General features: G+C 73.3%; 22 protein-coding genes and 1 pseudogene. 13 read left to right on the top strand and 10 right to left on the bottom strand.

All coding sequences use genetic code 11. The features are described 5' to 3' along the window. The first annotated feature begins 38 nt into the window (after nucleotides 1-38). Nucleotides 39-1,295 carry a hypothetical protein gene (locus AB0J72_RS12405; RefSeq protein ID WP_363397932.1) on the top strand — a complete coding sequence of 419 codons (1,257 nt, stop codon included), beginning with the start codon at nucleotides 39-41 and terminating at the stop codon, nucleotides 1,293-1,295. A gap of 1 nt (nucleotide 1,296) precedes the next feature. On the opposite strand, the gene AB0J72_RS12400 is transcribed toward AB0J72_RS12405, so the two are convergent. Beyond that, entirely contained in the window at nucleotides 1,297-2,322 is a 1,026-nt protein-coding gene (locus AB0J72_RS12400) for a medium chain dehydrogenase/reductase family protein (protein ID WP_363397930.1), read from the bottom strand. Nucleotides 2,323-2,393: 71 nt separating this feature from the next. Here AB0J72_RS12400 and AB0J72_RS12395 point away from each other — a divergent pair, with 71 nt between their 5' ends. Then, nucleotides 2,394-2,789, top strand: coding sequence for an MmcQ/YjbR family DNA-binding protein (locus AB0J72_RS12395; RefSeq protein WP_363397928.1), 396 nt, complete (start codon nucleotides 2,394-2,396; stop codon nucleotides 2,787-2,789). A 63-nt stretch (nucleotides 2,790-2,852) separates the two neighbouring features. On the opposite strand, the gene AB0J72_RS12390 is transcribed toward AB0J72_RS12395, so the two are convergent. Continuing rightward, nucleotides 2,853-4,070 carry a hypothetical protein gene (locus AB0J72_RS12390; protein WP_363397926.1) on the bottom strand — a complete coding sequence of 406 codons (1,218 nt, stop codon included), beginning with the start codon at nucleotides 4,068-4,070 and terminating at the stop codon, nucleotides 2,853-2,855. A 241-nt stretch (nucleotides 4,071-4,311) separates the two neighbouring features. Between AB0J72_RS12390 and AB0J72_RS12385 the strand changes: the two genes are divergently transcribed. The 3 genes from AB0J72_RS12385 to AB0J72_RS12375 all read left to right on the top strand — a co-directional run bounded on the left by AB0J72_RS12385 (nucleotide 4,312) and on the right by AB0J72_RS12375 (nucleotide 5,939). Beyond that, nucleotides 4,312-4,767, top strand: a complete 456-nt coding sequence (locus AB0J72_RS12385) for a TerB family tellurite resistance protein (protein ID WP_344499798.1) — start codon at nucleotides 4,312-4,314, stop codon at nucleotides 4,765-4,767. Nucleotides 4,768-5,024: 257 nt separating this feature from the next. Continuing rightward, the gene (lepB, locus tag AB0J72_RS12380; protein ID WP_363398084.1) at nucleotides 5,025-5,576 is read left to right on the top strand and encodes a signal peptidase I; all 552 of its coding nucleotides are present in this window, start codon (nucleotides 5,025-5,027) and stop codon (nucleotides 5,574-5,576) included. Between the two features lie 30 nt (nucleotides 5,577-5,606). Next, a complete protein-coding gene (locus AB0J72_RS12375; protein ID WP_363397924.1) occupies nucleotides 5,607-5,939 on the top strand; it encodes a cupin domain-containing protein in 333 nt (110 codons plus the stop codon). A gap of 15 nt (nucleotides 5,940-5,954) precedes the next feature. On the opposite strand, the pseudogene AB0J72_RS12370 reads toward AB0J72_RS12375, so the two are convergent. The 3 genes and pseudogenes from AB0J72_RS12370 to AB0J72_RS12360 form a co-directional block, all read right to left on the bottom strand. Next, a pseudogene (locus tag AB0J72_RS12370) lies at nucleotides 5,955-7,101 on the bottom strand (DUF6596 domain-containing protein). Beyond that, on the bottom strand, nucleotides 7,098-7,505 hold the full coding sequence (locus AB0J72_RS12365) for a YciI family protein (protein ID WP_363397922.1): 408 nt from the start codon (nucleotides 7,503-7,505) through the stop codon (nucleotides 7,098-7,100). The pseudogene AB0J72_RS12370 and the gene AB0J72_RS12365 overlap by 4 nt, the downstream one beginning before the upstream one ends. 221 nt (nucleotides 7,506-7,726) lie before the next feature. Next, nucleotides 7,727-8,275, bottom strand: coding sequence for a hypothetical protein (locus AB0J72_RS12360; RefSeq protein ID WP_363397920.1), 549 nt, complete (start codon nucleotides 8,273-8,275; stop codon nucleotides 7,727-7,729). Nucleotides 8,276-8,318: 43 nt separating this feature from the next. Between AB0J72_RS12360 and AB0J72_RS12355 the strand changes: the two genes are divergently transcribed. Then, nucleotides 8,319-8,918, top strand: coding sequence for a hypothetical protein (locus AB0J72_RS12355; RefSeq protein ID WP_363397918.1), 600 nt, complete (start codon nucleotides 8,319-8,321; stop codon nucleotides 8,916-8,918). Between the two features lie 14 nt (nucleotides 8,919-8,932). On the opposite strand, the gene AB0J72_RS12350 is transcribed toward AB0J72_RS12355, so the two are convergent. Genes AB0J72_RS12350 through AB0J72_RS12330 form a run of 5 tightly spaced genes read right to left on the bottom strand, consistent with a single transcriptional unit; the run spans nucleotide 8,933 to nucleotide 13,707 of the window. Further along, nucleotides 8,933-10,099: a winged helix DNA-binding domain-containing protein gene (locus AB0J72_RS12350; protein WP_363397916.1), complete on the bottom strand. Its 1,167-nt coding sequence runs from the start codon at nucleotides 10,097-10,099 to the stop codon at nucleotides 8,933-8,935. A 60-nt stretch (nucleotides 10,100-10,159) separates the two neighbouring features. Further along, nucleotides 10,160-10,840 (bottom strand): GPP34 family phosphoprotein, encoded by a 681-nt coding sequence (locus AB0J72_RS12345; protein ID WP_363397914.1) that lies wholly within the window; start codon nucleotides 10,838-10,840, stop codon nucleotides 10,160-10,162. A gap of 36 nt (nucleotides 10,841-10,876) precedes the next feature. Beyond that, nucleotides 10,877-12,121, bottom strand: coding sequence for a sugar efflux transporter (locus AB0J72_RS12340; protein WP_363397912.1), 1,245 nt, complete (start codon nucleotides 12,119-12,121; stop codon nucleotides 10,877-10,879). Between the two features lie 54 nt (nucleotides 12,122-12,175). Further along, nucleotides 12,176-12,823 (bottom strand): response regulator transcription factor, encoded by a 648-nt coding sequence (locus tag AB0J72_RS12335; protein WP_363398082.1) that lies wholly within the window; start codon nucleotides 12,821-12,823, stop codon nucleotides 12,176-12,178. Between the two features lie 32 nt (nucleotides 12,824-12,855). Continuing rightward, nucleotides 12,856-13,707 (bottom strand): histidine kinase, encoded by an 852-nt coding sequence (locus tag AB0J72_RS12330; RefSeq protein WP_363397910.1) that lies wholly within the window; start codon nucleotides 13,705-13,707, stop codon nucleotides 12,856-12,858. Nucleotides 13,708-13,819: 112 nt separating this feature from the next. Between AB0J72_RS12330 and AB0J72_RS12325 the strand changes: the two genes are divergently transcribed. The 7 genes from AB0J72_RS12325 (at nucleotide 13,820) to AB0J72_RS12295 (ending at nucleotide 17,881) form a co-directional block, all read left to right on the top strand. Then, nucleotides 13,820-14,530 (top strand): ATP-binding cassette domain-containing protein, encoded by a 711-nt coding sequence (locus tag AB0J72_RS12325; protein WP_363397908.1) that lies wholly within the window; start codon nucleotides 13,820-13,822, stop codon nucleotides 14,528-14,530. After that, nucleotides 14,527-15,288, top strand: coding sequence for a hypothetical protein (locus tag AB0J72_RS12320; RefSeq protein ID WP_363397906.1), 762 nt, complete (start codon nucleotides 14,527-14,529; stop codon nucleotides 15,286-15,288). The genes AB0J72_RS12325 and AB0J72_RS12320 overlap by 4 nt, the downstream gene beginning before the upstream one ends. Next, nucleotides 15,285-15,806 (top strand): hypothetical protein, encoded by a 522-nt coding sequence (locus AB0J72_RS12315; RefSeq protein ID WP_363397904.1) that lies wholly within the window; start codon nucleotides 15,285-15,287, stop codon nucleotides 15,804-15,806. Before AB0J72_RS12320 ends, AB0J72_RS12315 begins: the two co-directional genes overlap by 4 nt. A 55-nt stretch (nucleotides 15,807-15,861) precedes the next feature. Then, on the top strand, nucleotides 15,862-16,206 hold the full coding sequence (locus tag AB0J72_RS12310) for a metalloregulator ArsR/SmtB family transcription factor (RefSeq protein ID WP_344499824.1): 345 nt from the start codon (nucleotides 15,862-15,864) through the stop codon (nucleotides 16,204-16,206). Continuing rightward, nucleotides 16,203-16,646, top strand: a complete 444-nt coding sequence (locus AB0J72_RS12305; RefSeq protein WP_354894294.1) for an SRPBCC domain-containing protein — start codon at nucleotides 16,203-16,205, stop codon at nucleotides 16,644-16,646. The genes AB0J72_RS12310 and AB0J72_RS12305 overlap by 4 nt, the downstream gene beginning before the upstream one ends. Continuing rightward, on the top strand, nucleotides 16,643-17,071 hold the full coding sequence (locus AB0J72_RS12300; RefSeq protein WP_363397901.1) for a nuclear transport factor 2 family protein: 429 nt from the start codon (nucleotides 16,643-16,645) through the stop codon (nucleotides 17,069-17,071). The genes AB0J72_RS12305 and AB0J72_RS12300 overlap by 4 nt, the downstream gene beginning before the upstream one ends. A gap of 162 nt (nucleotides 17,072-17,233) precedes the next feature. After that, nucleotides 17,234-17,881: a hypothetical protein gene (locus AB0J72_RS12295; protein ID WP_363397899.1), complete on the top strand. Its 648-nt coding sequence runs from the start codon at nucleotides 17,234-17,236 to the stop codon at nucleotides 17,879-17,881. Nucleotides 17,882-17,891: the final 10 nt, after the last annotated feature.

Below are 17,891 nucleotides of genomic sequence, written 5' to 3'. Positions count from 1 at the left end.
GGGCGGTGGGATTCGCGGGGGTCTGGGAGGATCCGGGGATGTACCGAGCGGTTCGTGCTGTCGTCGTGGTCGCGATGATGCTGAGTGTCGGCGGGTGCGGGCAGCAGGTCGGGGACGGCGGGTGGAGCGCCGACACCGAGGGGCGGAAGGGGCTCGGAAAGGTGCCGGCGACCGAGCTCGGGTTCGTCAGGCACGGCGGGGCGGTCGAGTGGCCGGCGGTGTCCGACTGGATCCCGCAGGGGCAGGGGTTGCAGCGGCTGCTGCCGGTCGGGGCGTGCGTGCTCGGGATCGGCACGTACCAGAACGGGTTCCGGGCGGTCGGGGCGAACTGGACTGGGAACGAGGCGTGTGACCGGCTGGCGATCGACCCTGCGCCGGGCGGGAGCGACGCCGGTGGGGACCGGCCGCCCGGGAAGGGCGGCGGGTGGGCCGGTGGCGGGGTCGGCGGGGACGGGTTCGTCGTCGAGGCGGAGGGGAGCGTCCTCGCCGCCGGGGGCTCCGGGCTCTACCGGTACCGCGGCGGCGAACCCCAGCAGCTGGCCAGGCTCGACCTGTCGACCACCGGGTTCGAGGGGCAGGGGTCGCGGAGCCTGGTCAGGGGGATGGTCAGGACGGCGGGCGGCAGGATCGTCGTCAACGCCGACCTGACCGCGAAGAAGGAGCAACCGCCGGCGGTCCTCGTCTCCGACGACGGGGGCGTGACGCTGCGGCGGGTCGACCTGCCGGCGGCGCCGCGGCAGGGCCGGGCGGAGCGGCAGCTGCTCGCGGTGCTCGCGGCCGACGGCGACACCCTGGTCGCGATCGGCTACGGGTGGGACCAGCCGGGGGCGTGGCGGTCCACCGACGGCGGCCGGACCTGGCAGGTGTCCACAGTGGAGGGACTGCCGGCGAGTCTCGTGCTGACCCGGCTGGTGAAGGCCGGCGACCGGTGGCTGGCGTTCGGCGGGATCGAGGGCGGCGGGCAGCAGGACTCCACGTACGTGCTGACCAGCGCCGACGGGCTGACCTGGACACGGGGCACGGTGGACGGCATGGGAGCCGGACGGGTCTCCGACGTCACCGTCGGCCATGACGGGACCGTGGTGGTCGTCGGCGTCATCGACGACTCCCGGCAGCACAAGGTGGACGAGCGCAACGACTACTGCGGCGTCGTCTGGCTCGGCGACGGCGCCGGGGCGTGGCAGCGCGGGGAGCTGGGCTGCGGTGACGCCCCGCCGCAGGCGGTCGCGACGCTGCGCGACGGGCGGGTCGTCATCGCCGGCAACCGGGACCTGTGGGTGCGGGCGGCGACGTAGGTCAGCCGGAGGGCACCAGCAGCACCTTGCCGATGTTGTGGCGCTCGCCGAGGCGGCGGTGCGCGTCGGCGGCGCGGTTGAAGGGGTACACGCCGTCGATGCGCGGCTTCACCACGCCGGCGTGCCACAGGTCCATGAGCGCCGACAGCTCCTCGCGGAGCAGGTCGGGGCGGCCCCACAGATGGCCGAGGTTCACGCCGCTGACCGTGCGGTTCTGGTCCATCAGGCCGAGCGGGGTCAGCAGCGGCACGCCCACCGCCTGCCGGGCGAGCCGCAGGATGCTGCGCCGCTCACCGGAGGCGGCGTTCGCGAAGCCGTACGCGATGAGCTGCCCGACCGGTCGCAGCAGCCGCATCCCGCGCTTCCAGTCGCGGCCGCCGAGCGGGTCGAGGACGATGTCGACGCCGTCCCCGCCGGTGAGGGCACGGACCCGGGCGGCGTAGTCCTCGGTGCGGTAGTCGATCGGATGCGTGCAGCCGAACTCGCGCAGCACCTCGTGCTTGCCGGCCGACGCGGTCCCGAACGTCACCACGTCCGGCACGGTGCGGCACAGCTGCAGCACGGCGAGGCCCACGCCGCCGGCCGCCATGTGCACGAGGATCCGGTGGCCGGCGCGGAGGTTCGCCACGCGGAAGAGCATGTGGTACGCCGTGAGGTAGTTGACCGGGATGGCGGCGGCCTCCTCGAACCCCAGCGCGTCGGGCAGCTCGACGACCTGCGCGACGGGGGCGCACACCAGCTCGGCGTGCCCGCCGAAGCGCACGAGCGCCAGCACCCGGCTGCCGATCGCCGGGCCGTCGACGCCTGGGCCGTGCGCGTCGACCACGCCCGCGACCTCGTAGCCGACGACGCACGGCAGGCGCGGCGCGTCGGGGTAGAGCCCCTGCCGGGCCATCACCTCGGCGAAGTTCAGCCCGGCCGCGTGCACCCGGATGCGGATCTCGCCCGCGGCGGGCGACGGGTTGGGCGTCGTGCGCACCTCGAGCACCTCGGGGCCGCCGGCCCTGGTGATCCAAACCGCTCGCATACACCGACTCTAATGTGTCCTGGGTCACACCCGCCGCCGGGTCCGCTGCCGGCCCCGGTTATCGTCGGTCAATGGGCCACCCCATCATGTTCGACGACGCCGACCCGATCCTGGGCCGGGTGCGGGAGCTCGCGCTCGCCCTGCCCGACGCCGCGGAGAAGATCTCCCACGGGCACCCGGCGTTCTACACGACGAAGGTGTTCGCCTACTACGGCGGCTCGGTCAAGGTCGACGGCACCTACCGGCAGCACGAGCGCTCGGTGCTCGTGCTGGTCGACCCGGCCGAGCGCGAGGCCCTGCTGGAGGACGCGCGCAGTTACGTTCCGGCGTACCTCGGCCCGTCCGGCTGGATCGGCGTGGACCTGGACGGCGACACCGACTGGGCCGAGATCGCCGAGCTGCTGGACGCGAGCTACCGGCGGACCGCGGGCCGCCGCCGCGTCGCCCTCCTGGACCAGGGCGCCTGATCCTGTCTGCCGTCTACCGGCCCACGCAGCGTTGTCGTCTACCGGTCCACGCAGCGTTGTCGTCTACGGTTTGCGCAGCCAGAGCGTGGTGCCCCCGACGGCGGCGACGCGGCCGTCGGCGAGCTGGGCGAGGGAGGCCGGCACACCGTGGCAGCCGAGCGGCTCCGCCACCCAGGCGTCCGGTTCGCGCCGCCACACCGTGGCGCACTCGCCGTCCGCGCTGACGGCGTAGACGGACGGCGGTGGCGCCGGCGGGCCGCCGAGGTCGAACGCCGGCCGAGCGGGTGAGCGCAGCGCGTACACCGAACGGAACGGCCTTGCGCCGGCCGGCACCGTGCGGGGATCCCGCTGCCAGGTGACGCCGTCAGCGGAGGTGAGGACCACGGCGTCGCCGCCCGGGCCGGCGCCGGTGGCGACGAACACCGAGCCGTCGTGGACGACGCCGGTCAGCTCGGCCGCCTCCGGGTGCGCCCGCACCTGCCAGGTAACGCCGCCGTCGGCGCTGGACCAGATGACGGCGACGCCGCCCGCCCGGCCGACCACGACACCCGGGCCGATGTCGAACGCGGAGCGCTCCGGGCGGAACACGTCGGGCGCGCCCGCGACGCCGAGCGGCTCCGCCGGGCCGGTGCCGGGCAGAGGCAGCGGGCGGTCCCACCAATGGCTTCCGCTGGGCGACAGGTACACCGTCGGCTCGTCGCCGTGCCGCCCGACGACCGCGTATTGATCGTGGATGGCGCCGACGGCCACCGGCACGTCGCCCCGGTCGTCGAGGGGTTCGCGCAGCCGGCCCGACACCCCGCCGGACGGGCCGCCGTGGATCAGCTCGCCCCAGGCACGATCGCCGGCGGTGGTGGCGACGACCGTCAGCCAGGTGCCGTCGCCGTTCGGGTCGGTCGCGGCCACGACCGTTTCGCGCTGGGTGATCTGCGGGTTCGTCGGCGGCACTTCCACGGGCCACTCGAGCCGCACGGTGTCGCACGCCCCGGCGGCGACCCAGACCCCGACGTGCCGGCGGATCCCTGCGTCGACGATTCCGGTGGCGGAGAAGCAGCCGTCCGCCGACGGGTACAGCAGGACCGCGCTCACGGTGGCCTCCGGCGGCGCCGCGAAGGCATCGGGGATGCGCCGCCACAGCGCGTCCTGGCCGTCCCGCCCGCCGGCCGGTCCGCCGGCCGGTCTGTGCCGGGCCGTGACCGCGATCGTGACCGCGATCGTGACCGCGGCGCCGGCGAGGACCGCCAGCGTCGCCGCGCCCGCCCCCACGAGCCGCCACCCCACACCCTCGACGGTACCGGCGATCAGGCGACGAGATGCCCGGCACTCTGATCTTGACGGTCAACCTCACACGTGGGTGAAATAGCAGCAATTGTCCGCAGAGGTTCCCAGGTTGCGGCAGCGTCGCCGGTACGGGGTAACGCCTGCTCGGGCCGCCGGTCGCGGGCAGCGCGCTCGCAGCTTTCTGTCAGACGGCGCGGGTAGGCTTCCCGGCGGGGGGCTTCGAACGATGGGGGATGGCAGCATGGGATTCTTCGACCAGCTCAAGAGCCGGACGCAGGAGATGAGCGGGCAGCTCAAGACGCGGGCCGGTCAGTTCAAGAGCAAGGAGTTCGCCAACGCGAGCATGGCGATGTGCGCGCTCATCGCCGCCGCCGACGGCAGCATCGACCCGTCGGAGCGCCAGCGCACCGAGGGCGTCATCACCAGCAACGACATCCTGGCGGTCTTCCCGCCCGACGAGCTGCGGCAGAAGTTCGCCTTCTACGCCGACCGGCTGGTCCGCGACTTCGAGTTCGGCAAGGTCGAGGCGATCGCCACGATCGCGAAACTCAAGTCGAAGCCAGACCACGCCCGCGCCGTCATCCAGATCGGCATCATCATCGGCGGCGCCGACGGCAACTTCGACGACAACGAGAAGAGGGCGGTCCGCGAGGCCTGCTTCGCCGTCGGCATCCCACCGGCGGAGTTCGACCTGTAGCGAGCCCTGTGCACCCGGCGCGGCGCCCCCGGGCCCGCGCCGGCTCGCGTTGTCGTGGTTCCCGTGCCGGTGCGGTTGGGATCTCGTATCGTTACCGAGTGTGCGGATGAAGGTGCTGAAAGTAGTCGGGTTGCCGACACCACATCGGCCGTCACCAGTGCCGGGCAGATCCATTGGCATCGACGATGTACGCTGCGGCCGTGCCTGCAACGGGGAACGTGAAGAGCAGGCGGTCGCGCTGGACGGCGAACATCGTCATGCTTGTCGTGGCGGCGCTGGTGGCGATCGTCGTGCGCACATATCTGGTCCAGACGTTCTTCATCCCGTCAGGCTCGATGGAGCAGACCCTGATCATCGACGACAAGGTGCTCGTCAACAAGGTGCTCTACCGCTTCCGTGACCCCGAGCGCGGCGAGATCGTCGTCTTCCGCCCGCCGGCCGCGTGGTCCGCCGGCCCCGACGAGGACTACATCAAGCGCGTCATCGGCATCGCCGGCGACCGCGTCAAGTGCTGCGACGACAAGCACCGGGTCACCATCAACGGCACCGCCCTGGACGAGGACTACCTCTACCCGGGCGACGAGCCGTCCATGACCCCGTTCGACGTCACGGTGCCCGCCGGCCGCCTGTTCGTGCTCGGCGACCACCGCAGCGCGTCCGCCGACTCCCGCGCCCACCTCGGCGCCTCCAGCGGCACCATCCCCGTCGACCGCGTCGTGGGCCGCGCGTTCGTCACCTGCTGGCCCCTCCCCAGATGGCGCAGCCTCTCGGTGCCCTCGACCTTCGCCGGCGTGCCCAACCCGCACTGACCCACCACCGCCACGATCTACGCTGCCGGGATGCGGATCATCGAAGGCGCGGGGGAGTGGAAGGCGCCCGCCGGGGCGGCCAACGACTGGGTGGAGCACCTGCGGGTGCCGGACCTGTCGGTGGGGACGTACTGCATCCCGGCGGGCGGGCTCGACGACCAGAGCCCGCACACCGAGGACGAGATCTACGTGGTCACCAGGGGCCGGGCCAGGATCGTCACGCCGGGCGGGTCGGCGGACGTGGGCCCGGGGTCGGTCGTGTTCGTGCCGGCGGGCGAGGAGCACCGGTTCGTCGACGTCACCGAGGACCTGGCCCTGCTCGTCGTGTTCGGCCCCGCGTACGGCAGCCGCGCCGGCGGATGAGGCCCGCTGATCGGCTCAGCGGCCGCGGTGGCGGGCACGGGCGGCCTGGCGGGTGAGGTGGTCGCGCTCCGGAACGCTGGTCGCGGCGCGGGACGCCTCGGCGTAGAGGTCCGCGGCGCGGGCCAGGTCGCCGGCCCGCTCGTGCAGATGGGCCGCCACCGCCGCGTACGGGGGGGACGGCGGGGTCGACGCCACCCAGGGCCGCCAGGCCGGCCCGCGGGCCGTCGGCCTCGCCGACCGCGACGGCCCGGTTGAGGCGCACCACGGGGCTGTCGCCGGTGAGCGGGAGCAGCTCGTCGTACCACTCGACGATCTGCACCCAGTCGGTCGACTCCGTGGTGCGCGCGTCGGCGTGCAGGGCGGCGATCGCGGCCTGCGCCTGGTATTCGCCGAGCCGGTCGCGGGCCAGCGCCGCCTGGAGGATCTCGACCCCCTCGGCGATGAGGGCGGTGTCCCAGCGGGACCGGTCCTGTTCGCTCAACGGCACCAGCCGGCCGTCGGCACCGGTACGGGAGGCGCGCCGCGCATGGTGCAGCAGCATCAGCGCGAGCAGGCCCGCGACCTCAGGCTCCCGGGTCAGCGCGAAGAGCTGGCGGGTGAGCCGGATCGCCTCGGCGGCCAGGTCGACGTCGCCGCTGTAGCCCTCGTTGAACACGAGGTACAGCACCCGCAGCACCGTGCGCAGGTCGCCGGGGCGGTCGAGGGACTGCCCCGCGATGCGGCGCTTCGCGCGGCTGATCCGCTGCGCCATCGTCGCCTCCGGCACCAGGTAGGCGAGGGCGATCTGCCGCGTCGTCAGCCCGCCCACGGCGCGCAGCGTGAGGGCGACGGCCGCGGCGGGCGGCAGCGCAGGGTGCGCGCACAGGAAGTACAGCTGGAGCGTGTCGTCGCTGCCGGGCACCACCCCGGCGGGCGGCTCGTCCTGCACCGCCAGCTCCCGGTCCCGCCGGGACGCCTCGGAGCGGGCGGCGTCGACGAACTTGTGCCACGCCGCGGCGACGAGCCAGGCCTTCGGATCGCGCGGCGGGTCGTCCGGCCACAGCTTCAAGGCCCGGATCAGCGCCTCCTGCACGGCGTCCTCGGCCGACGCGAACTCCGCTCCGCGCCGGACGAGGACACCGATCACCGCGGGCACGAGCTCCCGCAGCAGGGACTCGTTCATTCGCCGGCCGAGGGCAGCTCGGTGTAGAACGGCCGGACCTCCAGCCACTCGAGGATCGGCTCGCCGCCGGGGCCGGGAGCGGCGGACAGTTCACCGGCCACCTCGACCGCCCGGTCCCACGACTCGACGTCGATGACGTACCAGCCGGCGATGAGGTCCTTCGTCTCGGCGAACGGACCGTCGGTCACCGCCGGCCGCCCCTCCCCGTCGTGCCGCACGAACGCGCCCTCGGGCGACAGCGCCTGCATCTCGACGAACTCACCGGACTTCTCCAGCTTGGTCGCGAAGTCGCGCATGTACTGGATGTGCGCGTCGACGTCCTCCGGCGCCCACTGATCCATCGTCGGGTAGTCGACCGCCGGCGCCGGTCCACCACGGTAGTGCTTCAGCAGCAGGTACTTCACGGTGTGCTCCTTCGTTCTCGACCGGTTGTCCCCCTGGGACGGAGCCGGCTCCCCGTTCTCGACACCGTCAGACACCCCGGCAAAAAATATGTACCCCGCTCCGCCGACGACACCCAGCCCCCACGCCGCCAATCGGGCAAATCTCCGGCCAGAAGCTCGCAGCTCGGCTAGGTGCTGATCCGGCAGGGCAGGGTCGGAACCCGGCCGGTGCGGCCGGGTGGTCACCGTCGCGGGCAGCCGCGCCTGACTTGGTCCTGCCAGCTGCTGCCGTTCAGCTGGAGCGCGGTCGTCACCGGGCGGCGGACCCCGTCCTCCGTCACCGCCACCAGTCCGACCCGCAGCGGGCGGCTCGCGGCGTCGTCGGTGCAGGGGATGGTGGCGTTGACGCGGAACCAGCCCGCCGCGCCGGGCTCGATCCGGTGATCGCCCCAGACCATGACGTCGGCCACGACGTCCGCGCCGGTCACCTGGACCGGCCTCGGGCCGCCGTTGAGCACGGTCACGGTGCCGTCGATGGTCAGGCGGGTGCCGTCGCCCTGGGCCGACTCCGTCCCGGCCACCGTCACGAACAGCGAGACCTCCGCCGCCCGCCGTCCCTCCTGCCGTGCGGCCTCCCATCGCTGGCCGGCGACGGCACCGACCAGGACGCCGAGCACCACGAGCGCCACCGCCTTCACCGGCACCCGGCGCCGCCACCGCGCGACCGCCGACGGCCGTGCGGCCCGTTCGGCGGGCTCGTCGAGATTGATGACGTTGACCGCTTCCCCCATCGACCCACAGTACCGGCGGGGCCGCGTCGTGCAGGATGGACAGATGACCGGCTACTGGGATCCGCTGCCCACCGCGCGGAGTGTGGTGGAGCGCCTCGGCGAGCCCGTCGATCGGCTCTTCACCGGGCGTTGGGAGCAGCGGAACTGGCGCAACGTGCCGGGGCCGTTCTACGCGGGCGAGACCGACAGCCTGGCCATCGGGCGGCGGGATGCCCCGGACCACATCTGCTATGACGACGATCTCGGCGGCGGATTCGGGTTCGAGTTCATCTACCGGCAGCCGGTGGACGAGCGCGAGACCGAGGCCGTGGTGCACGGCTGCCGGGCGGAGCTGTACAGCGGCTACAACTGGGACGGCGACGAGCACTGGACGGCCGGCGCCGTCCGCGAGTGGTGGCGGGACCGGGGCCGCGTGCGGGAGTGGGCGGTCGCGACAGCCGCCGACTGGGGAGCGGACACCCGTCCGCATTGGGGCTACAACGCCGACCCCCAGTTCCTGGGCCACTACCACGATGCCGCCCGAGGGCAGCGCGAATTCGTCGCCTACCTCGACGACGGCCTGGAGGGGTGCCTCCGCGGTTATCTGTTCTGGCTCGACCTGCGGCGCGAGCCACGACCCGGCGAGGCACTTCCCCGGCTGTAGGCCGACGCGGCCGGTCAGGCGCGCATGGCCGGGGAGTTGTAGATGGTCGGGACGCGGAAGCCCGCGCACCACTGCGTCAGGCGGTCGGCCTCGGCGGACAGCAGGCGGCGGGCGTCGGCGGGGACGTCCTCGAGGAGGCGGAGCTGCACGACGCCGGCCGGGTCCTGGGTCCAGCAGCCGACCACGCGGCCGGAGCACCAGGCGGTGGTGCCGGCGTTGCCGCGGCGGTCGAAGATGCCGGCGCGGTGCGGGCCGAGGTAGAAGTCGCGGTGCTGCCAGCCCATGACGGTCGGGTCGAGGACGGGGAGCAGGGCGGCCCACGGGCCGGGGTCGGGGAGGTCGTCGAGGTCGTCGGGCAGGAGCCAGCCGGTGCCGCCGCCGTCGAGGGAGACCTGGACGGCGCCGAGAGCGGCGAGGGCGGCCCGGACGATGCCCTTGGTGGCGCCGAGCCACCAGACCAGGTCGTCCTCGGTGCCGGGGCCGAAGGTGAAGAGCCAGCGCCGCACGAGCTCGCGGTAACCGTCGGCGGCCGCGGCCCAGGTAAAGCAGGTGCCCGCCGGGGGCAGCCACGACGACATCAGAGTCCAGCGCGGGCGGGACAGGTGCCAGCCGCCGGCGTTTACGGCCCGGACGATGTCGCCGGCGGCGCCGAGATAGGTCAGGACGCGGGTCGAGACGCGCGGGTCGGCGGTGGTGATGTCGAGCGTGACGTCGATCGTCGGTACGGCGCGGCGGATCTCGGTCGGCTGCAGGCCGTCAGGAGCGGCGGCGAGCGCGGCGAGGACCTCGGCGCGGGCGCGGTCGAGCCATTCGTCGCCGTCGGTGGTGGTACCGGTGGCGACGAGGTCCCTGACCAGGCGGGTGCGTTCGCCGGCGGCGACCCGGGCGGACGCGCTCGGCCAGGCGGCCGGAAGCAGGTCGCGCGGGAACACGAAGAGTGTCCGGCGCATCGCGAGCTGTTTGACCAGGGTGCGTTCCTGGTACAGGGCGCGGTCCACGTCGGCGGGGCGCAGCTCCGTGGTCCGGGCCTGGCACGACAGGTGGACCGTGGCGGGCTCGGTGGCGTGCAGGACGGTCATCGCCCCGGTGACGGCCTCCGGGGTCGCCACCCTGAAGTCAGGGGCGAGCGCGTGCCGGACCGCGAGCCGGGCCCGGCGCTGGTCGTCGGACACGTGACGCACCCGGACATGCTGCCACAAGGCCGGACGGCGGGCCGGGTGGCCCGCCGTCACGAGCGGGCGTCAGGTGCGGGCGGTGCCGAGCGCGGTCTGGATGGCCTGGACGAGGACGCTGACGACGAGCGCGACCGACGGGCGGATCGAGGACTCCTCCATGCTGATCGCGCCGGTGAAGCCGGCGTTGTCGCTGATCTCCTCCAGCCGCCGGTGCGCCGCCGCGATCTCGTCGCCCGACAGGTAGAGCGCCGGCTCCATCCGCGCCGCCGCGACCAGCGCCGCGAGGGCCGCGGTCCGCTCGTCGGGGACGTCGTCGCCGGTCAGGGCGCGGCCGAGGCGGGCGCGCAGCTCGGTCTCCACGGTCGCATCGGCCATCGGGTAGCGGTGCACGTGGATGAAGCCGAGCTGGACCTCGTCGACGTCGGTGAGGATGCCCCGGGAGCAGAGGTCGGCCAGGACCCGGTCGCGCAGGCCGTGCCGGAGCCGCTGCAGCCACGAGGCCGGGGTGTGCGGCGTGTCGCCGACAATCCGGGCGAGGGCCTCGTCGGCGATCGGCTCGCCGGTCGGCGCGTCCTTGACGACGACGATCATCCCCCCGGCGTACGCCAGCCGCCCCGCGAGCGCGAGGTCGACCAGGACGCCCGCGGCCATGGCGAGGTCGAGGCCGATGTGGGAGCCGGTGGCCTTCCCGGTGTCGTCATCGTAGGCGAGCAGGAGCAGCTCCTCCGCCAGTGCAACGGAACTCATGGCTCGGAACGGTAGCGCGCGCCCGCTCGTCCCGCATTACCGTGTCGGGTACGTTGCGGTGCGCGACGGTCTGACCCACATGGCGGTGACGACGAGCAGCAGGAACCCGGTGCCCAACAGGGCGGTGCTCATGCCGAACGCGGACCGGTAGCCGAAGTGCGCGGCCACGCCGAACAACGGGCCGGCGACGATCGACCCGATCGGGAACGTGTTGGTGTACAACGTGGTGGCCCGCCCCGGCTGACCGGGCAGCAGGTTCTGGACGTACGTGATGCCGACGCCGGAGATGGCGGAGATGAACAGCGCGTTGACCACCTGCCCGGCGGCGAGCACCCACAGGTTGGGCGCGACCCAGGCGATCGCGTAGTAGGCGGTCCCGCACGCTCCGCCGATGAGGATCAGCGTCTGCAGCTTGAAGCGGGTGGTGAGCGCGCCGAGGCCGAGCATCAGCGGGATCTCCAGGGCGGCGCACAGGCCGAGGATCAGACCGGCCCGGGACGCGTCGCTGTGCAGGTCCTGTTCGATGTACAGCGGCAGCGCCTGCACGCCGAGCGTCATCGGCACCTGCATCAGCACGAACGCCACGATCGTCAACCACAGCACCCAACGCGGCCCGGCCGCCGCGCCGGCCGAAGGTCCCGCTGCCGCGTCGGCGGAAGGTTCCGCCGTCTTCGAAGGGGCCGGCGCTTCCACTTCCTCGAGCCAGACCACCGAGATCAGGGCGGCGAGGGCGTACGTGGCGGCGGCCAGCCCGTACACCAGCCGGAACCCGCCGACGTCCAGCAGCACCGCGGCGAGCGCCGGGCCGCCGACCCACGAGAGGGAGAACACGGTCCGTAGCGCGCTGATGCCCATCGCCGCCTGGCCGGGGCTGTCCCGCTCGAGGATCTGCCGGGCGTACGCGAAGGACTGCGGGAACAGTGAGCCCGCGAACGCGTAGGCGGTCATGCACAGCGCGAACAGCACCCAGTAGTCGCGGACGAACATCGCGACCAGGCTGCCCACGACACCGAACAGGGCGGCACCGACCAGGATCTTCCGGCGGATCGGCCACCGGTCCGACACCCGGCCGACCACGGAGGAGACCAGCACGCCGGTCAGCGGTGACGCGATGAGGAACACGGTGACCTGGACGGGGTCCGCGTGCACGGCCGTGCTCAGGAACAGCGACAGGAACGGGAAGACGACGGCGACGGAGATGCCGACGGCGAAGAACATCAGCCCGAGCGGTAGGAGGGCACGACTGAGCGGCCGCTGGCGCGGCGGAGCGGCCAAGGTCATTGCCGGACTGTACCGCTACAGCCAAACCCCGCGCGACCCCGTTTCGCGGGGGTTTCACGAGCGTGGCCGTACCAGACCCGCATCGAAGGCGGTGATCACCAGCTGCGCCCTGTCCCGCGCCGCGAGCTTCGCCATGAGGTGCGTGATGTGCGACTTCACGGTCTTCACCGAGATCGACAGCGCGGTGGCGATCTCGTCGTTGGACAGCCCGCCGCCGATGAGCGTGAGCACCTCGACCTCGCGGCCGGTGAGCCGCCGCAGCGCCGCGGTCGGCCGGTCCGGGCGGGGCGCGGCCACGTAGTGCGCGACGAGCCGGGTCAGGATCGACGGCGCGAAGAGCGACTCGCCGCGGTGCGTGCGGCGGATCGCCTCGATCAGCTCGGCGGGCCGGGCGTCCTTGAGCAGGAAGCCGGAGGCGCCCGCGTGCAGGGCCTCGTAGACGTACTCGTCGAGCTCGAACATGCTCAGCACCAGCACGCGCGCCGCGGCCAGCGACGGGTCGGCGCAGATGCGGCGGGTCGCCTGCAGGCCGTCGAGGTGCGGCATCCGCACGTCCATGAGGATCACGTCGGGCCTGGCCGCGCGGGCCTGCGCGACGGCGTCGGCGCCGTCGCCCGCCTCGGCGACCACGCGGAGACCGGCCTCGTTGTTGATGATCATCGCGAGGCTGTGGCGGAGCAGCGGCTGGTCGTCGACCAGCATGACCCTGATGTCCGCGATATCCGTCATGTACGTCATGCCGCGTCATCCGGGATCCGCGCGGCGACCCGGAAGCCGCCGTCGACCGGCTCGGCCGTCAGGGTGCCGTCGAGGCTCGTCATCCGCTCCCGCAGGCCCACGAGGCCGTGCCCGGCGCCCGGCGTGGCCCGCCACGCGGGGTCGGACGGCCCCGCGTCGGTCACGGCCGCCACGACGAACCGCCCGTCGCGGTGCACGGTCACCCGGACGTCGGTGGGGCCCGCGTACCGCGCGGCGTTGCTGAGCCCTTCCCGGACGGTCTTGCACACCGCCACCTGCACGCCCTGCGACACCGCGCCGAGCTCCGGGTCGACGGCGAGCCGGGTCCGCAGGCCGGCGACCGCCGCGCCGCCGACGATCGCCGGCAGGTCGTCCAGGCCGTCCAGCGGCGCGCGCAGCCCGGCGGCGGACGGCTCGCGCAGGACCGTCAGCATCCGCCGCAGCTCCGCGGTCGCGTGCCGGCTCGCGTCCTCGATGTCGGTGAGTGCCGCCTCGACCTCCGCCGGCTTCGGCAGGTGCCGGGTCGCCGCGGCGCGGACCGTGATGAGCCCGAGACCGTGCGAGACGATGTCGTGCAGGTCGCCGGCGATCCGCAGCCGCTCGGCGAGCACCGCCTCCGACGCGGCCCACGCGGTCAGGCGCGACTCGTAGGCGGTCCGGTCCGCGCGGGCGCGGCGCACCGCCCACGCCGCGGCGGCGAGCGCGGCGCCGACCATCGCCCACGGCAGCACGACCCGGCCCGGGCCGTCCCCGCCGACCGTGCACATCGCCGCCAGCAGCACCATGCCCACGATGACGAGCACCGGCAGGACGCTGGAGCGTCCCGACGGACGCGGATGGGCGTTCACGCCGCCGACTGTAGTGCTCAGACCAGGGTCTGACGGCCCACGGTCGCACGCCGCCGCGACGATCCGAGCCGGGCCCGATGCCCGCGGCCGGGCGCCCCGGTTGACTCGGCCTATGATCACGATCGATCGCGTCAGCAAGCGCAAGGGCAGGGCGCGGGTCCTGCACGACGTCACGTTCGAGGCGCGCCCCGGACGCGTCACCGGGTTCCTCGGGCAGAACGGCGCCGGCAAGACCTCGACGCTGCGGGTCCTGCTCGGGCTGGACCGCCCGGAGCACGGCACCGCGCTCGTGTGTGGCCGCCCGTACCGCGAGCTCCACCGCCCCCTCACCGTCGTCGGCGCGCTGCTGGACGGCAGCGGCGCGCACCGCGCCCGGACGGCCCGCGCGCACCTGCGCTGGGTCGCCGTGAGCAACGGCCTGCCGGTGTCGCGCGCCGACGAGGTGCTCGAGGTCGTCGGCCTCAGCGGCGACGCCCGCAAGCGGGCCGGCCGCTACTCCCTCGGCATGAGCCGCCGGCTCGGCCTGGCGACCGCGCTGCTCGGCGACCCGGCGGTGCTGGTCCTGGACGAGCCCGTCAACGGCCTCGACCCCGCCGGGATCCGGTGGATGCGCGAGTTCCTGCGGGACCGGGCCGCGCGGGGCGGCACCGTGCTGCTGTCCAGCCACCTCATGGGCGAGCTCGCCGAGATCGCCGACGACGTGGTCGTCATCCACCAGGGCCGGATCCTGGTGCAGGGCGGCCTCGCCGAGGTCACCGGCGACCACGCCACCCTCGAGGACGCGTTCCTCGCCCTGACCGCCACCGCGGGTGCGCCGTGGTGAGCGCCTTCCGCTGGGCGGTGGCGGCCGAGGTCCGCAAGCTGCTGGGCCTGCCGACCGCCTGGATCGGCATCGTCCTTGGCACCCTGCTGGCGCCCGTCATCGTGCTGCTCAACGCGTCGTACATCCGCCGCGGCATCGACGACGGCACCATCACCGACACGTCCGACCTGGGACTGCAGGACCTCGGCGTCGGCCTCATCGGCCCGATGGTGCTCGGCGTGGTCATCATCAGCAGCGAATACACCAACACCGGCCACGACGCCCCGCGCGCCCGCCAGCTGACCGCGACGCTCGCAGCCGTCCCGGGCCGGCTGCGCCTGCTCGCCGCGAAGACCACCGCGCTCGTCCTCGTCGCCGCGACCCAGGCCGCGATCACCGCCGCCGCCGCGCTCACGCTCACCGAGGTCCTGCACGGCGACCGGGTGTCCGCGCCCGCGTCCGGCCGGGTCGCCGCCGCCGTCCTGTACTGGACGCTGATCGCCCTGTTGTCGTTCGCCATCACGCTCATCACGCGCAACGGGATCGTGCCGCTCACGTTCCTCATCGTGAACAGCACCGTCGTCTCCGTGTCGTACCTGCTGACGAAGGTCACCGACGCGGCCGCGTACCTGCCGGACATCGTCGGCGCGCAGATGTTCCTCCACACGCCCGACTTCCCGGTCCGCATCGCCCCGCTCACCGCCGGCCTGGTGATGACGGCGTGGATCGCGGCCCTGCTCGCGATCGGCGCCGCGCTCTTCCACCGGCGCGACCCGTGACACTCCGGACGCTCTTGCACGCCGAGCTGCGCAAGCTGCTGACGCTGCCGTCGCTGCGGCTGACCGTGCTGCTGACGGTCGCCGTCGCGCTTCTGCTGGCGTCCCTGGACGCGGCGCAGCCCGTCCGCTACGTCCAGGCGGGGTTCCTGGTGCTCGGCGTCCTGGCCACCGCCTCCGAGCACCAGGGCGGCGACCAGATCCGTGCGACCCTCCTCGCCATGCCGCGCCGGCTGCCCCTGTACGCCGCGAAGGTCGTCGCGCTGGCCGCGGTGACGCTGCCGGTCGCCGCGCTGGTCGCCCTCCACTCGACCGCGCACCTGACGCTCACCACCCTGCTCGCCGCGGCCGCCGGCACCCTCGTCCGGCGCACCGAGGCGGCCGTGGTGCTGGTGCTCGTCGTGTACTACGTCGGCCCGCTGCTCCGGACCACCTACACGCCGGACACCACCGCGGTCGCAACGGGCACACTGCTCGCCCTCGCCCTGGCCGCGTACGTCTTCCACCGCCGGGACGCATGACAAACACTTAAGCCATCACTTGAGCTTTGCCGGTACGGCGGCTACGGTTAAGTGCATGCTTAAGCATGAGGCGGGGGCGACGGGCCGGGTGTTCCACGCGCTCGCGGACGGTAACCGGCGGGCGGTGATCGAGCGACTGGCCCGCGGCCCGGCGACCGTGAGCGAGCTGGCCGCCCAGCTCGGCGTGACCGTCGCCGCGACGGTCCAGCATCTCCAGGTGCTGCAGGACAGCGGGCTGGTGCGGTCGGAGAAGGCCGGCCGGGTCCGCACCTGCCAGATCGATCCCGCCGGCCTCCGCGACGCCGAGGCGTGGTTGCAGCGCCAGCGCACGACGTGGGAGCACCGCCTGGACCGCCTCGGCGCGGTCCTCGACGACGAGCAGAAGGAGCCAGGATCATGACCGACCACTCGGTGAAGCACAGCACGTTCACGCTGGAGCGGACCTACGCCGCCGCGCCCGCCACGGTCTTCGCGGCCTGGTCCGACCGCGACACGAAGGCGAAGTGGTTCGCGGCCGAGGACGGACGGTATTCGCTGGACTTCCGGGTCGGCGGCACCGAGGCCGTGCACGGCGGCGCCGGGACCGACCTCGTCGCGCGGAGCGAGTATCACGACATCGTCCCCGACGAGCGCATCGTGTACACGACAGCCCTGTTCACCGGCAGCGTCCTGTCGACCGTGTCGCTGACCACCGTGCAGCTCGCCCGCGAAGGCGACGGGACCCGCCTGGTGCTCACCGAACAGGGAACCTTCCTGGACGACCAGGAACAGCCCGAGTGGCGCGAGCAGGGCACCGGCGACTGGCTGGACGCCCTCGGCCGTCAGGTGGCCCAGCGATGACGGCCGGCAGCGAACAGCAGATCCGCGCGCTGCTGGAGACCCGCACCCGCGCCTTCGCCCGCCGGGACGCCGCCACCGCGGCCACCGGCTACGCCGACGATCTCGTGCTGTACGACGCGGTCGGCCCGCTCGTCCGCCGCGGCGAGGACCCGGCTGACCGGTTGGAGCGGTGGGTCGCGTCGTACCGCACGGGGATCGGCCACGAGATCCGCGACCTGGAGATCACCGCCGGCGCCGATCTCGCGTTCTGCCACTTCCTGGTCCGGATCAGCGGCACGATGCGGGACGGCGCCGAGGTCGGCATGTGGGTACGCGCGACAAGCTGCCTCCGCCGCCGAGGCGACGCCTGGACGATCGTCCACGAGCACGCGTCGGTGCCCTTCGACGCCGACACCGGCCGCGCCACGCTCCGCGCCGAGCTCTGATGACGCTCCAGGACCGGGTCGAGGATGTCGCGGCCTTCATCAACGCGCTCTGACACGTTCTCGGTGAGTTCGATGCGTGGAAGTGATTGACCGGTCCCGGCGGAGGGCCGTACGTTGCCGTGAGTGGAACTGTGTTTCTTTCAGTGAAACGGTTGGTCCGGCATGGTGTCACTCATCTTCGCGGTGCTGGCGGTCGGCATGGTCGGTGCCGGGGTGGTGGCGGTGCGGCTGCGGGCCTGGCTCGTCGTCGTGGTGGCGGGTGCGCTCGTCTACGACAACACGGTGATCGCGGCCGGGCGGTTCGTCGGTGAAGGGGATGTGCTCGAAGGGCTCAACGCGGGGCGGTTCGTGGGGCACGCGCTGTTCACGCCGTTGCTCATCGTGGTCGGGGCGGGGCTGGCGAGAGGCGGGCGCAGGACGCTGGCGGCGCTCGCGGCGGTGCTGGTCGGGATCGGGATCTGGGCCGACGTCGTGCGGCTGCGGCTGGTGCCCGAGCGGTACGCCGACACCCTCCGCTACGTCAACGACAACGCGGCCGGGCCGCCGGTGCCGGCGGTCGTGGCGATCCTCGTGCTCATCGGCGTCGGGGTGGTGCTGTGGCGGCAAGACCGGTGGCCGTGGCTGTTCGCCGGGGCGGTCGCCATGTTCGGCGCCGCGGCGGCCGGGTTCGCGGTGCCGTGGCTGGGCAACCTCGGCGAGCTCGTCCTGCTGACCACCGTCGTGCTGAGCCTGCGCCACGCCCACCGGAGCATTGATGACACCGCGAACCACACGATGGACAACGCGGCGGGGAAGGCCGCAACCGGATAGACGGGCATAG

This window comes from Dactylosporangium sp. NPDC049742, assembly GCF_040674675.1.
Taxonomy (GTDB): domain Bacteria; phylum Actinomycetota; class Actinomycetes; order Mycobacteriales; family Micromonosporaceae; genus Dactylosporangium; species Dactylosporangium maewongense.
This window is presented reverse-complemented; position numbering and strand designations above follow the sequence as displayed.